Below are 13,479 nucleotides of genomic sequence, written 5' to 3'. Positions count from 1 at the left end.
GACTTCAGGTGTGGGATCGTAAGTGGCATTTCAAATTAGAGGATTGAGTAAATTTCTTATCGCAGTAGTTACATTCGAAAGGCTTTTCCCCGGTGTGGGTCCGCTGATGGGTCCTCAAATCGGGTTTTCGACTAAAACCCTTATTGCAGACGTCACATACGAAAGGCCTTTCCCCGGTGTGGGTCCGCTTATGGATCGTCAATTCGGGTAGTCGACTAAAACCCTTATTGCAGTCACTACATACGAAAGGCTTTACCCCAGTGTGGGTCCGCTGATGGTTCGCCAAAATGGCGCTTTGACTAAAAGCCTTATTGCAGTCGTTACATACGAAAGGCTTTTCCCCAGTGTGGGTCCGCTGATGGCTCGTCAAATGGGCCTTTTGAGTAAAAAGCTTATCGCAGTCTTTACATACGAAAGGCTTTTCCCCGGTATGGGTTCGTGTATGGATCTCCAGACTCTGTTTGGCTAAAAAAATTTTACTGCATAGCGGACATTCAAACTGCTTCCTCCGAGTACTTACCAGCGCTGCACCGCCCCCATAAGCCGCAGCGGAAGTCGAGGGTTGGGGTTCATTCAAAGCATGCAGACCTCGGCTCGGGCCAGGTATTGGCGATGTGGATCGAACCTGCTGAACCGGTGGCAACACAATAGCCGGCGGCGGTGAGGGCGGTGGTTCAGGAATATCGGCCGCCAGTTGCTCGGCAAGGCCCGGTATCAAGTCCGCTGCAGCGATTTCGGTAATGAGCCCAGCGGCATCAGGGTCGCCTTGCACAAAGGCATTCGCGATGTCTCCAGCGAATTTCAATAGCTCATCATCGGTAAAATCATCCTCCCCCACACGCCCATCCCGATCGATATACCGCAGCGGTGAATTACCCACAAAACAGTAAAAATTCAACCCATCCACTTCCCCCGCCGGGTCCGGGTTGATCCAGCGTTGCTGCCACGGCGCGTAATAGCGATAGCCGTAGTAATACAACCCCGTCGCGTCACGTTCCTTGCCTGAATAACCGCGGGTTTTGTACGACGCCTTGGCCCCGTGGTGCTCGATCCACCAGGCCCGGCCGCCGAATGGCAGGTAGCCTTCCTCGCTCAGCACTTCACCCTGTTCGTCGAGTTCCAGCAGGCTGGAACCGAGGTGGTCGGTGAGGCTGTAACTCAGGTGATCGTTGTCCACCCCGTTGGGTGGCGTGCCGACCCAATGCAGCAGGCGCACGGCATTGCGCCCGGCCTCGGCCTCCAATACGTGACGCTCCTCGCCATTGGCGGCGCGGTGGATTTCCAGCCCGGGCAGGTAACGCACTTCACTGAGCACCGTACGCCCGGACGCCAGGGTGCAGCGGACCTTGCGCAGGCGTTTGCCACCGCCGCCGTAGCGGTAGAGTTCGCGGTCGTCCGGGCCGTCTTCACGCTGCACCGGGGCGACTTGGCTCAACTGGTTGCGTGCATCCCAGTGCATGCGCTGGCCGCGCAGCAGGTGAACCTGGTTGCCGTTGCCATCAAATTCGTTGGCGAAGTCCGGCGCTGAATCGCCGTCGTGATGAATCAGGCTGCGGTTACTGTCACCGGCCACCGCCCAGCGACGGGTAAACGGCTGCTCGCCCAGGTGACGTAGCCGCACAACATTGTCGCCGTCGTCGTACTCATACTCTTCGCGGTAGTTGACCAGTGCGTGCGGGTCGTTGGCGGCGCGGTAGACTTCACGACCGGTGGCGGCGATCAGGCGGTAGCGGGTGTCGTAGGCGTAGGTGCTGACGGGGTCGATGCGCTGGTTCTTGAAGTAGGTGACGGGCTTGGATCGGTCATCGACCTGCACCTGATTGCCCACTGCGTCGTAGGCGTAATGCAAATCCTGGCGCAAGGGCTGACCCGGGCGGCCGGCGCTCAAGCGTTGAAGGCGCATGTCCTCGGGGAAAAATTCAGCGCGGGTGACCACGCCGTTGCCGGCCCGTTCCTCCTCGACCAGACCGGCGGCGCTGTAGCGGATCGTGCTGACCAGCGGGAATTCATCGCCTCCCAAAAGCTGCAAAAACGCCTCGCGCAATTGCCCGGCACAGGTGCGGACGAAACGGCGACGGTTGCGCATTGCATCGGTTTGCCAAATGACCTCACCGAGGGCGTCGTAGCGCCAGCGACTGTCCAGCCCGGCACCGCCCTCGAGCAAGGCATCGCGCGCCTCGACCTCGGCCGGCCAGTCCACCGGCTCCAGGGACTTGAGGAAATGGCTGGTCTCCAGCAGCGGCAGACCGTGCAGCGCGTAATCGGGCATGTGCCGGGTGGTGGCTGGGTCGTCATGGCGGATCAACTGCCCGCACTGGTTGCTCGGGCTGCCAGCGGGGCCGCCGTAGAGAAAGCGCTCGACAACTCGAGGCGTGTCATCCTCCAGTTGTTCGGTAACGGACACGGGGCGCAGCAGATTATCGTAATGGTGTTGCTGCGTGCTGCGACTGTCCCAACGTTGCAGCCACTGATTCGCCGAACCGGGCAATGACAGCGTCCAGCCGGCATCGACACTGTCATTCAGCAGGACACTGCCGGACAAGGCATGCACCGAAGTGCGATTCGGCCCCAGCCCTTCGCCAAAGAACCGCGGATCCTGACGCTCGACTTCACGGCCCTGCGGGTCGAACCCTTGGCGGGTGACATGCGTTTGTGCTGGTTGCTCAGCATCGCTGCGGGCATACGCAACGCCGCGCACGGCCAGGCCTCGGGGATCGATGGCCGTGAGGGTTGGGGTGTGAGTGTGCAGGTTGGGGCGGTTCATGTGGCAGGAATAACATGCGGTGCCGGGGGGTGGCTACTGACAGAAATGACAGTGGGCTGGGCGGGATTTTGCGGCTGTCAGGCCGTCATCGCGGGCGCGCCGGATCGCCGCTCCGACGATCACGCAGCCGGTGGTGGTTTCGTCAGTTCAATTCCGGCGGCACCCAGCCGTTTGAGAATCTCGAACAGCAGCTCGCTCTTGATCGCGCCGACCGTGCGCGGGCTGCCGACATAACCGGTGATGGTCAGCGTGATACCTTCAGGTTTCAGCTGACTGAAGCGCAGGAACGGCGCTGGTTTATCCAGAATCGACTCGTGTTCGGTGTAGCTGTCCATCAGCAGGTTTTGCACCCGCTCCGGATCGATATCCAGTGGGAACATCAGTTCGAGAATCACCACGCCCTGGGCGCTGCCGCCGAGGGTGACGTTGCGCAGGTTCTGTGAAATCAGGTGCGAGTTGGGCACGATCATGATCGAGCGGTCGGCCAGTTGTATTTCCGTGGCCCGCACGTTGATCCGTCGAATATCGCCTTCCACGCCACTGATGCTGATCAGGTCGCCGACCTTCACCGGGCGCTCGGTCAGCAGGATCAGGCCGGAGATGAAGTTCTTCACGATCTCCTGAAGGCCGAAGCCGATGCCCACCGACAAGGCGCTGACGATCCAGGCCAGGTTGGTCCACTGGATCCCCAGCGACGACAGTGTGAGCAGCACCACGGAGGCGTAACCGATGTTGGCAAACAGCGTGCTGAGCGAGGCGCACATGCCAGGGTCCATCTCGGTTTTCGGCAGGAATTCGCGATCCAGCCAGCGGCGTAGCGTGCGTATCAGGTAGACACCGATCATCAGCGTCAGGAAGGCACGCAGCAGGTTGTCCGGGACAATGTTCAGCTTGCGCAGGCCTTCACCGCCGAGGATGGCTACGGTGCCGGTGACCAGTTGTCCGAGCGTCGTCCCCACACCGCCGACAAACAGGGCGATGACGCCGATCAGCATGAGGATGGCGCGGCCTGCTCCGGAGAACACCGTGCAGATTTGCTCCAGTCGCGGGTTGCCGATGCCCAGCAGCTGTTTGATCGCCTTGCCGGCAGCTTGTCGGGGCGAGAAGAGGTAGTCGCAGGTGTCCTGGTAAACCTGGGTGAGCAGGTAGAAACCGGAGAAGATGATGAAGACCCAGACCATTTCATAGGTGATGAACCGGGCCATCGTCACGTAGCCGATCACCAGGGCGAACAGCGACACCACCACGGCAACGCCGGTAAACGTGTAGATCAGGCCAGCGAAGGTGGTGACGCCTTCGGGGGCTTCGCCGGCGACTATCAGCTCCCGGCGAGTCTTGCTGACGCGCAACAGCAACGCGCCGATCACCAGTGCCGCGACCAACGCGACGATGCCCCGGCCGAACAACACCACTTCGGCGCTCATGCCGGTGACATTGCTCATCTGCACCAGGGTCACCAGCACCAGCAACAGGCTTGCCAGCAACCGCGGATAGGGCTCCATCGCCAGTGCCACCTCATCGGCAATGTCGGGCAGGCGCCAGGAGGGGTGTTTGGTCGACAACAGTGCGCGGCTCAATCCGGTGATCAGCACGCAGGTATAGGCCAGCTTTTCCAGGTACTGCGCCAGGTCGGCCAACAGCGGCGAGTAGGGCAGTTGGCGGGTCCCGGCAAAGTGCAGCAGTTGCAGGGCGATGCCGGCGCTCAGCACCGTCGCCACTACCGAGGCCAGCGCAAGGGAGCTGCGCCGCAGCCGGCCTTCAGGCATTCGATGGATGCACAACCATGCCAGAAACCGGCCGGCGAGCTTTCGCCCGACGGTCCAGATGACCAGGGCGAGCAGCAGCAGGGCGGCGGTGATCCCGCGTTGGCCCGGTTGCCAGGCAGCCTGGTGGGTGGCCTGCAGTTGCTGGACGAGCGCGCTGAAACGTTGACGGTCATCGGCCGGCAGATCGAACAAGGGCGACCAGAAACTCGGGTTCAGGATGCTGTTGGTCTGCTGGGTCACCTCCGATTCCAGCAGGCTGCGGCGGATACTGGCAATCTGGGTAATCAGCTCGGCGGCGCTCACTTTCAGCGCGGCCAGGGTTTTGAGCTGTTCGTCGATCTTGCTTTTTTGTTCGCTGAGCACGTCCCTCTGGGTGGCAATGGCAGACGTCACCAAGGCGTTCTCGTCGTGCGGCACCGGCCCCAGCACATTGAGTTGCGCCTGCAATTGCGACTGCCCGGGCAGCAGCGCGGCAGACTGGCGATCAACCTCCTGGATAAGTGCCTGCACCTGATCCTGCGAGCTTTCCAGTTGGGTGTAGTTGGTGGCCAGGGATACCTGCTGCTTGAGGCTGTTGAGCTGGTTCTGCAGGCCGAGCAGCTCGCTGTCGGACATGCTGACCGGCGCAGGTGTCGTGGCGGGAGCGAGGGAGTCGGCCATCGGCGCCGCCGACAGGCAACCGGCGTTCGCCGCCAGAAGCGCGAAAACGACGAAAATCACTGACTTCAATGCATTGCACATCGGCGCGCTCGACGGGTTGCCCACTTAGCCTATGAGGGTAGGTCATGACGCGAAAAATCGAGGGTTGTTTGGTCGGATGCGCGGCAGGCCGGTCTTCAGCGGCTACTCATGCCGCTGCCGCGCCGGAAAAAACAGTTCGAAGCAGGTGATGCCGTCGGCGCTGCTGACATGGCAGGCACCGTTGTGCAGTTGCATGATCGTCGCCACGATCGACAGGCCCAGGCCGTTGGATTGGGCCGAGCGTTCGCGGGACTCATCGACCCGGTAGAAGCGTTCGAACAGCCTTGGCAGATGCCGGGCCGGGATGGTCGGGCCGTGGTTGCGCACCTGCACTTGAATGCCGTCGGCGGTCGGGTGGGCGTGGATGCACAGCTCGGAATGCGGGGCGCCGTACTTGATGGCGTTGGCGCACAGGTTGGCCAGTGCGCGACGCAGCAACATCGGCTCGGCCCAGATCAGACCGCTGCCCCGGGCATCGATGCAGATGCCAACGTCGGTCGCCGGGCCTTCGAAATAGTCGGCCATGCGTTGCATTTCGTCGGCGGCATCCAGCTCCTGACGCTGGCGCAAGGCACTGCGCGGATCGGTGCGGGCCAAAAACAGCATGTTGTCGAGCATGCGCGCCAGGCGTTCGAGTTCTTCGACATTCGAGGCCAGCAGCTGCTGATAGGCGTCGGTGCTGCGGTTCTGCTGCAGGGCCACCTGGGTTTCGCCGAGCAGGTTGTTGATCGGCGTGCGCAGCTCGTGGGCCATGTCGGTCGATACCTGGCCCAGCTGGATGAAGCCTTTGTCCAGGCGGTCGAGCATGGCGTTGAAGGCGTCGATCATCGGCAACAGTTCCAGCGGCGCACCCTGGCTGTCGAGGCGTTCGTTGAGGTTGCCGACGTCGATGCTCTGGGTGTGGCGGGCCAGGCGTCGCACGGGCAGCAGGCCGCGATGCACCAGCAGATAACCGGACAGCGCCAGCAGAATCGCCGCGACGCTGGCGAACAGGTAGACATTGAAGCGGTATTCGGCGAGCACGGCCGTGCGTTCGGTCATCAGGCGCCCGGTCACCACTTGCAGGCTGCCCAGGTCACCGGAGTCGATGGTCGCCGCCAGGGCGGAAAACGGTACGCCATTGACGTTGGGCAAATGCTGCACGTCGTCCAGGGTCAGCCGATGATCCATCGCCACCGGGGTCAGCACCGGCATGTTCAGGTTGCCCGGGTTGACCACCAGCAACGGTGGCTGGCCGGGGGTGCCGATGGTCAGCAGGGCCTCGCGGTTGCCCATCATGTTCTGGAACAGCGCCGGCTTGGCCTTGATCAGGTCCAGGGTATTGCTGTCGTTGAGGAAGGTGCGCAACTGGTCGATGCGGGTGATCAGGGCGATGTCGTCGCGATGGATCAGCTCGCGCTCCAGGTCGCGGTACAGCGCCACACCCAGCAGCGCCAGCGAGACAAACGCCAGCAGGGCAAACACCAGCGCCAGGCGCAGGGTCAGGGAATGGCTGAGGCGGGAGGCCGATCGCAGCGGCGTCATGGCATTCATGGGGGCGTTCAGGGTTGAGTGTCGAAGCGGTAGCCGATGCCGCGCACGCTGTGGATCAGCTTGAGCGGGAACGGATCATCGATTTTCAGGCGCAGGCGGCGCACCGCGACATCGACGACATTGGTGTCGCTGTCGAAATTCATGTCCCAGACCCGCGAGGCGATCATCGAGCGTGACAACACTTCACCCTGATGGGTGGCGAACAGGTGCAGCAGGGCGAACTCCTTGTTGGTCAGGGTGATGCGGTTGCCGGCGCGGCTGACGCGACGCTTGAGCACGTCGATCTGCAGGTCGTCGACGTGCAGGTGTTCTTCTTCGCGGGTAGGACCACGGCGGGTCAGGGTGCGCAGGCGTGCCACGAGTTCGGCGAAGGAAAACGGCTTGATCAGGTAGTCGTCGGCGCCCAGTTCGAGGCCCTTGATGCGGTCGGCGATGTCATCCCGGGCGGTGAGGAACAGCACCGGCGTGTCGGCTTCCTTGCGCAGGCGGCGCAGGACTTCCCAGCCATCCATCTTCGGCATCATGACGTCCAGCACGATTACATCGAAATCGTGCTCCAGGGCCAGGTGCAGGCCATCGACGCCATCGCGCGCCAGGCTCACGGTGTATCCGAGTTCCTGCAAGCCGTTGAGCAGGTAATTGCCGGCCTTGGGTTCGTCTTCGACTACGAGGATGTTCATCGGGCGCTGCCTGTTTCGGTCGGACTACGGAGGCGCATCTCTGGCGCAAGTGTAGCCCGGCCAGCCGTCAATACAGGCATTCGATCAGTTCTCGCCAAGGCAACCCACGCCCTGGACCTGATAGTCCAGCTGGTGTTCGCGACCCTGGTGGTCGAGGTAGTTGAACTGCGCCGGCACGATCCCGCACTTGCCGGACAGGTCGGTCATGGACAGGACCTTGGCCACATCCACCGGGACATAGAAGCCGTCTTTGTCGTGGATGACCGGCGAGGTGGACTGGGTGGCGGCAAACGCCGATCCGGTGGCGAGCAGAGCGACAAAACCTGCGATCAACATTTTCATGACGGATCTCTCTCTACAAGGGCAGGGTGGCTGCCGAAGGTTGGCCTGGCAGTGAGCTCAGGTTAACGAGGCGATCCGGACAGCCGACCAACAGCTTGATGACAAAGTTGTAATGAATGGATGGCAGGAGCGCCCAGGATCTTGTGGGAGCGAGCCTGCTCGCGATGGTCGTTAACGATTACGCGGGTTACCTGAATAAACGCGGTGACTTTAGGTTCATCGCGAGCAGGCTCGCTCCCACAAGGGGGTTTGCGGCGCCATTGGCGGGCGGTTTCAGCAAAACAGATCAACCCACCCATCCATGGCCTAAGCTTGTTCGCAGGCCCATCTCCATCGAGCAGCTCGATGGACCCACGGCACCCATAAAAACAATGCAATCAGGAGATGCCCATGTCTGCTTTGATCCGTCGTTTCAGTCGCTGCATGGCCGCCGGTTTGGCCGCTGCCGTGCTGGTCGCTCCAGCCTTCGCGCTGGATACCGTGAAGTTCATGGCCCCGGGCTCGGTGGGCGGTGGTTATGACCAGACCGCCCGGGTGCTGGGCAAGGCCATGGTCGAAGCCAATACGGCCAAGGCCGTGACCTTCGAGAACAAGGGCGGGGCGGGCGGCACCCTGGGTCTGGCGCAGTTTGCCAACAGCACCAAGGGCGACCCGAACGCATTGCTGGTGGTTGGCGCGATCATGGTCGCGGGCATCGAGCAGAACAAATCGCAGATCAGCCTGAAGGATGTGACGCCCATTGCCCGGCTGTTCACCGAGTACAACGTGATCGCCGTGCGCAAGGAATCCGAATTCAAGACCCTCGATGACCTGATCAAGGCGTTCAAGGACAAACCGACCAGCATCACCTGGGGCGGCGGCTCCAAGGGTTCGGTCGACCACATCGGTATCGCCGAGCTTGCCGGCAAGCTGGACGTTCCGGTGAACAAGGTCAACTACGTAGCCTTTGGTGGCGGCGGCGAGGTGGTTGCCCAGGCGCTGGGCGGCCAGCTCAAGGTGATCACCGGCGGTTACGCCGAGCTTGGCCAGTACATCAAGAACGGTCAGTTCCGTGTCCTCGCCATCGGCGCGCCGGAGCGTGTTCCCGGCATTGATGCACCGACCCTCAAAGAGAGTGGCTATGACGTGATCATCGGCAACTGGCGCGGCGTTTATGGTGCGGCGGGCCTCACCCCGGAGCAGCGTAAAGAGGTGACCGACGCCGTCGTGGCCGCCACCAACAGCAAGGTCTGGCAGGACAATATCCAGGCCAACGCCTGGACGCCCAGCGTGCTGACCGGCGATGAGTTCGGCAAATTCGTCGAGGAAGAACACGTGCGGTTGCGCGCCATGCTGGTCAAGGTCGGGCTGCTTTGAGATGGCCACACAGCGCGCCGTGGTGCCGACGCAATTGGCGGTCGGCATCGGCCTGATTGCCATCAGCGTCATCTTGGCGATGGGTGCCTACCGTTTTCCGCCTGAAATGGGGTTCGTCATCCTGCCAGCGTACGTTTACCCCTATGTCGTGGCGGCGTTTCTCGGCGGTGTGGGCCTGTTGCTGAGTTATCAGGCGCTCAGCGGCGGTTTTCGCGAGCTGGGTAACGACGACACGGGCACGGTGCCCGGTGGAAAGGCCGGCGCGGCCTGGGTGACTGCGGGGCTTGTCGGGGTGGCGCTGCTGATCAACCTGATCGGTTTCGTGCTGGCCGCCGGGTTGCTGTTTGCCTGTTCGGCGCGAGGTTTCGGTAGCCGTCATCCGGTGCGGGACCTGGCCATCGGCATCGCCTTGACCCTGCCGATCTACTGGCTGTTCAACGCCGGACTCGGGGTTTCCCTGCCGTCGCTGATCAATATCTGGCTTTGAAAGGAGAGCGACACCGTGGACATTCTTTCAAGCCTGGCGATGGGGTTTTCCTCGGCGCTGACGCCGATCAACCTGATGTGGGGGTTCATCGGTTGCCTGCTCGGCACCGCCATCGGCGTGTTGCCGGGGATCGGTCCGGCGTTGACGGTGGCGCTGCTGTTGCCGATCACTGCCAAGGTCGATCCCACCGGGGCGCTGATCATGTTCGCCGGTATCTACTACGGCGCGCAGTTCGGTGGCTCCACTACCTCGATCCTGCTCAACACCCCCGGCGAATCGTCGTCGATGGTCACGGCCCTGGAAGGCAACCTCATGGCGCGAAACGGCCGCGCCGGACCCGCGCTGGCGACGGCGGCGATCGGCTCCTTCGTCGCCGGCACCATCGCCACGGTTTTGCTGACGCTGTTTGCGCCCATCGTGGCCAGGCTGGCGCTGAATTTCGGCCCCACCGAATACTTCGCGATCCTGGTGCTGTCGTTCACCACCGTGTCGGCGGTGCTCGGCGCGTCCATGCTGCGCGGGTTCGCTTCACTGGGTGTCGGGCTGACCATCGGTTTGATCGGCCTGGACTCGACCTCGGGCATTGCCCGCTACACCCTCGGCGTGCCCGAACTGGTGGACGGCATCGAAGTGGTGCTGGTGGCGGTCGGTTTGTTCGCAGTAGGCGAGGCCTTGTACAGCTTGCTCTATCAAACCGAAGCCAACGAAGGCCGGCATCGCCTGACCTCGTTGTGGATGACCCGTGCCGACTGGAAGCGCTCGGTGCCGGCGTGGCTTCGCGGCACGCTGATCGGTTTTCCGTTTGGCTCGATTCCGGCCGGTGGCGCCGAGATTCCGACCTTCCTGTCCTATTCCACCGAACGCAAGCTCAGCAAGTACCCCCAGGAGTTTTCCGCCAACAAGGGCGAGGGCGCCATCGAAGGCGTCGCCGGCCCGGAAGCGGCCAACAACGCCAGCGCGACCGGCTCGCTGGTGCCGTTGCTGACCCTGGGCATCCCGACGTCCGCCACCGCTGCGATCCTGCTGGCGGCGTTCCAGAACTACAACCTGCAACCCGGGCCGATGCTGTTCGAAACCTCCGCCGACCTGGTCTGGACGCTGGTGGCCTCGCTGTACATCGGCAACGTGATTCTGCTGGTGTTGAACCTGCCGCTGGTGGGGCTGTGGGTCAAGCTGCTGCAAATCCCCCGGCCCTACCTGAACGCCGGCATCCTCGTCTTCGCCACCATCGGCGTGTACGGCATGCGCCACTCATCTTTCGACCTGCTGCTGATGTTGGCGATTGGCTGGGGCGGGGTGCTGATGCGGCGGTTCGACTTCCCCGTCGCGCCGGTGATCGTCGGCATGCTGCTGGGGCCGATGGCCGAGAAACAGCTGCGCAACGCCCTGTCCATCGGCGAGGGCGACTGGACAGTGTTCCTCACGCAACCGATCTCGGCGTTCTTCCTCGCCCTGACGCTGCTGGTGCTGGTGGTGCCGCATGTGCTGCATAAACGCGGCATCAAGTTGCATGAGGATGATTGAGTCCACCCTGTGGGAGCAAGCCCGCTCCCACAGGGTCTTGCAGTGGACCAGGTGGAAAACCAATACCTGACCGACTCAGGCCAGCATCGACATCAACCCACCCTGACGATCCAGTTTGGCCAGGTCGTCGAAGCCGCCGATGTGCGTGTCGCCAATGAAGATCTGCGGCACGCTGCGTCGACCACTGCGGTTGAGCATTTCCTGCATTTTTCCGGGCTCGCGCTCGATATTGATCTCTTGCATCACCGCGCCTTTGCTCGCCAGCAAGGCTTTTGCGTTGCGGCAGAAAGGGCAGGTGTCGGTTGTGTATAGGGTCACGGTGTTCATGGTGGGTCCTCCGTCAATCCAGTCATTCAGGCGTCGATGGCCGGGAAGTCGATGTCGGTCAGCGCGGTGTTGTTCAGGTAGTTGGTCAGCGTCTGCGCCGCCACATGGGCGATCACTTCGATGATCTTGGCGTCGTCGATACCGGCGGCGCGGGCGGCGGCGAGTTGCTCGGCGCTCAGGTGTCCGCGGCTTTCGGTGATCTGGCGGGCGAGGGCGGCAATGGCGTTGAGCTCGCCGTGTCGTGCGCTGAGGATGTCCTGCTGCGACAGCCCGACCTTGCCGGCGAAGAATGTGTGTGCCGCCACGCAGTAGTCGCAACCGTTGACCTGCGAGGTGGCGAGGAACACCGCTTCTTTTTCCGTGGCGCTCAAGGAAGTCTTGGCCAGGGTTGCCGAAATTTGCAGGTACGAGGTCAGCGCGACAGGGGCGTTCGCCAGCACCCTGAACAGGTTGGGCAGAAAGCCGATTTTCTTCTGCACAGCTTCCAGCAGCGGACGGGTGGTGTCGGTGGCGTGTTCGAGGCTGATCGGGGCAATGTGAGTCATGGTGATACTCCGTAGTGTGAAGCGCGGTATGCGCTGGGTACGGAGCTGATGTTAGGGAGAGCGCCTGGCTTGTTGGGTGCAAATCGTCGAGGATATGCGACAGATCGTCCAAAGATGCCTCCCGGAGCCTTGTCATGGATCGCTTGTCCACCTTGCTCACACACTTCGGCGTCAATGCCGGCACCTTTCACAGCGGCACGTTTTGCGGCACCGCCGCCTACGACGGCCAACAGGCAAGCGGTCACCTGCACTTGCTGCAGGCCGGCGACCTGCTGCTCAAGATGGGCGATCAGCCGGACCTGCAACTGAGCGAACCGACCCTGATCTTTTTCCCCCGGCCCTATCGACATCGTCTGTTCGCTTCTGAAGCGTCCGGCACGCAGTTGGTCTGCGCGACCCTGGATTTTGACGGCGGGGCGGGCAATGCCCTGGCGGCGGCGTTGCCGGATTACCTGGTGCTCAAGCTCGATGAAATTCCTTCCTTGGCCGGGACCCTGGAATGGCTGTTCAACGAGGCGTTCGACGGTACCTGCGGGCGCGAAGCGGTGATGGATCGCCTGTTCGAGTTGCTGGTGATTCTGTTGCTGCGGCACATCCTGAGCACCACCGGCCAGCAGCCGGGCATGATGGCCGGCCTCGCCGACGCACGCCTGGCGCGGCCGCTGAGCCTGATGCACGAAGCCCCGGCCAAGGCCTGGAGCGTGGCCGAACTCTCGGTGGCCGCGAACATGTCGCGGGCCGGTTTCGCCGAGCATTTTCGCCGGGTGGTCGGGCAGACGCCGGTGGATTACCTGGTGAGCTGGCGCATCAGCCTGGCGCAGAAACGCTTGCGCGAGGGCCGGCCGATTGCGCTGATCGCCGAGGAAGTCGGCTACGAAAGCCCCTCGGCGCTGGCCCGGGCGTTTCGGCGCAAGACCGGGCTGAGTCCCAGGGAGTGGAAAGGCAACTGACCCACACCCCCCTTGTAGGAGCTGGCTTGCCAGCGATGGCGCCCGAAAGATCGATGCATGGCTCAGGACCGCCATCGCCGGCAAGCCGGCTCCTACAAAGGCAAACCGTGGGAGCTGGCTTGCCAGCGATGGCGTCCGAAAGATCGATGCATGGCTCAGGACCGCTATCGCCAGCAAGCCGGCTCCTACAAAGGCAAACCTGCGTACAGCCCACTGTGGGAGCTGGCTGCCAGCGATGGCGCCCGAAAGATCGATACATGGCTCAGGACCGCTATCGCCAGCAAGCCGGCTCCTACAAAGGCAAACCTGCGTACAGCCCACTGTGGGAGCTGGCTTGCCAGCGATGGCGCCCGAAAGATCGATGCATGGCTCAAGACCGCCATCGCCGGCAAGCCGGCTCCTACAGGTCATCGGCTCATCGGAAAAAAGCGAACTTTGCGCCGCAGCTTTTCCTCGAACTGAAA

The 13,479-nt window shown here is 62.5% G+C and carries 12 protein-coding genes; 5 read left to right on the top strand and 7 right to left on the bottom strand.

The annotated features are described in order from the left end of the window. Window positions 1-4: 4 nt before the first annotated feature. The 5 genes from EI969_RS03360 to EI969_RS03340 all read right to left on the bottom strand — a co-directional run bounded on the left by EI969_RS03360 (window position 5) and on the right by EI969_RS03340 (window position 7,826). Window positions 5-2,764 (bottom strand): C2H2-type zinc finger protein, encoded by a 2,760-nt coding sequence (locus EI969_RS03360; protein ID WP_160385925.1) that lies wholly within the window; start codon window positions 2,762-2,764, stop codon window positions 5-7. A gap of 119 nt (window positions 2,765-2,883) precedes the next feature. Then, window positions 2,884-5,271 carry a DUF3772 domain-containing protein gene (locus EI969_RS03355; RefSeq protein WP_160385924.1) on the bottom strand — a complete coding sequence of 796 codons (2,388 nt, stop codon included), beginning with the start codon at window positions 5,269-5,271 and terminating at the stop codon, window positions 2,884-2,886. 102 nt (window positions 5,272-5,373) lie between these two features. After that, window positions 5,374-6,804, bottom strand: a complete 1,431-nt coding sequence (locus tag EI969_RS03350; protein WP_160385923.1) for a heavy metal sensor histidine kinase — start codon at window positions 6,802-6,804, stop codon at window positions 5,374-5,376. An 8-nt stretch (window positions 6,805-6,812) separates the two neighbouring features. Next, on the bottom strand, window positions 6,813-7,484 hold the full coding sequence (locus EI969_RS03345; RefSeq protein ID WP_046040381.1) for a heavy metal response regulator transcription factor: 672 nt from the start codon (window positions 7,482-7,484) through the stop codon (window positions 6,813-6,815). A gap of 84 nt (window positions 7,485-7,568) precedes the next feature. Beyond that, window positions 7,569-7,826, bottom strand: a complete 258-nt coding sequence (locus tag EI969_RS03340) for a DUF2790 domain-containing protein (protein ID WP_160385922.1) — start codon at window positions 7,824-7,826, stop codon at window positions 7,569-7,571. A gap of 390 nt (window positions 7,827-8,216) precedes the next feature. Between EI969_RS03340 and EI969_RS03335 the strand changes: the two genes are divergently transcribed. The 3 genes from EI969_RS03335 (at window position 8,217) to EI969_RS03325 (ending at window position 11,193) form a co-directional block, all read left to right on the top strand. Further along, entirely contained in the window at window positions 8,217-9,182 is a 966-nt protein-coding gene (locus EI969_RS03335) for a tripartite tricarboxylate transporter substrate binding protein (protein ID WP_160385921.1), read from the top strand. A gap of 1 nt (window position 9,183) precedes the next feature. Further along, on the top strand, window positions 9,184-9,669 hold the full coding sequence (locus EI969_RS03330; protein ID WP_160385920.1) for a tripartite tricarboxylate transporter TctB family protein: 486 nt from the start codon (window positions 9,184-9,186) through the stop codon (window positions 9,667-9,669). 129 nt (window positions 9,670-9,798) lie between these two features. Beyond that, on the top strand, window positions 9,799-11,193 hold the full coding sequence (locus EI969_RS03325) for a tripartite tricarboxylate transporter permease (RefSeq protein WP_371925842.1): 1,395 nt from the start codon (window positions 9,799-9,801) through the stop codon (window positions 11,191-11,193). 75 nt (window positions 11,194-11,268) lie between these two features. Here EI969_RS03325 and grxC read toward each other — a convergent pair whose 3' ends face one another. Further along, window positions 11,269-11,520: a glutaredoxin 3 gene (gene grxC, locus EI969_RS03320; protein WP_160385918.1), complete on the bottom strand. Its 252-nt coding sequence runs from the start codon at window positions 11,518-11,520 to the stop codon at window positions 11,269-11,271. 26 nt (window positions 11,521-11,546) lie between these two features. Next, window positions 11,547-12,065, bottom strand: coding sequence for a carboxymuconolactone decarboxylase family protein (locus EI969_RS03315; protein ID WP_160385917.1), 519 nt, complete (start codon window positions 12,063-12,065; stop codon window positions 11,547-11,549). A gap of 134 nt (window positions 12,066-12,199) precedes the next feature. On the opposite strand from EI969_RS03315, the gene EI969_RS03310 reads away from it, so the two are divergent. Continuing rightward, the gene (locus tag EI969_RS03310) at window positions 12,200-13,015 is read left to right on the top strand and encodes an AraC family transcriptional regulator (RefSeq protein ID WP_160385916.1); all 816 of its coding nucleotides are present in this window, start codon (window positions 12,200-12,202) and stop codon (window positions 13,013-13,015) included. 57 nt (window positions 13,016-13,072) lie between these two features. Beyond that, a complete protein-coding gene (locus tag EI969_RS03305) occupies window positions 13,073-13,477 on the top strand; it encodes a hypothetical protein (protein ID WP_160385915.1) in 405 nt (134 codons plus the stop codon). Window positions 13,478-13,479: the final 2 nt, after the last annotated feature.

This window comes from Pseudomonas sp. PB101, from assembly GCF_009764265.1.
GTDB lineage: Bacteria > Pseudomonadota > Gammaproteobacteria > Pseudomonadales > Pseudomonadaceae > Aquipseudomonas.
The sequence above is the reverse complement of the archived record's forward strand: the minus strand, read 5'-3'. Positions and strand labels throughout refer to the sequence as shown.

Bases quoted from the DNA above. Each gene is read 5' to 3' on its own strand.
- EI969_RS03360 (WP_160385925.1), bottom strand. From the start codon at position 2,764: ATGAACCGCCCCAACCTGCACACTCACACCCCAACCCTCACGGCCATC.
- EI969_RS03355 (WP_160385924.1), bottom strand. From the start codon at position 5,271: ATGTGCAATGCATTGAAGTCAGTGATTTTCGTCGTTTTCGCGCTTCTG.
- EI969_RS03350 (WP_160385923.1), bottom strand. From the start codon at position 6,804: ATGAATGCCATGACGCCGCTGCGATCGGCCTCCCGCCTCAGCCATTCC.
- EI969_RS03345 (WP_046040381.1), bottom strand. From the start codon at position 7,484: ATGAACATCCTCGTAGTCGAAGACGAACCCAAGGCCGGCAATTACCTG.
- EI969_RS03340 (WP_160385922.1), bottom strand. From the start codon at position 7,826: ATGAAAATGTTGATCGCAGGTTTTGTCGCTCTGCTCGCCACCGGATCG.
- EI969_RS03335 (WP_160385921.1), top strand. From the start codon at position 8,217: ATGTCTGCTTTGATCCGTCGTTTCAGTCGCTGCATGGCCGCCGGTTTG.
- EI969_RS03330 (WP_160385920.1), top strand. From the start codon at position 9,184: ATGGCCACACAGCGCGCCGTGGTGCCGACGCAATTGGCGGTCGGCATC.
- grxC (WP_160385918.1), bottom strand. From the start codon at position 11,520: ATGAACACCGTGACCCTATACACAACCGACACCTGCCCTTTCTGCCGC.
- EI969_RS03315 (WP_160385917.1), bottom strand. From the start codon at position 12,065: ATGACTCACATTGCCCCGATCAGCCTCGAACACGCCACCGACACCACC.
- EI969_RS03310 (WP_160385916.1), top strand. From the start codon at position 12,200: ATGGATCGCTTGTCCACCTTGCTCACACACTTCGGCGTCAATGCCGGC.
- EI969_RS03305 (WP_160385915.1), top strand. From the start codon at position 13,073: ATGGCTCAGGACCGCCATCGCCGGCAAGCCGGCTCCTACAAAGGCAAA.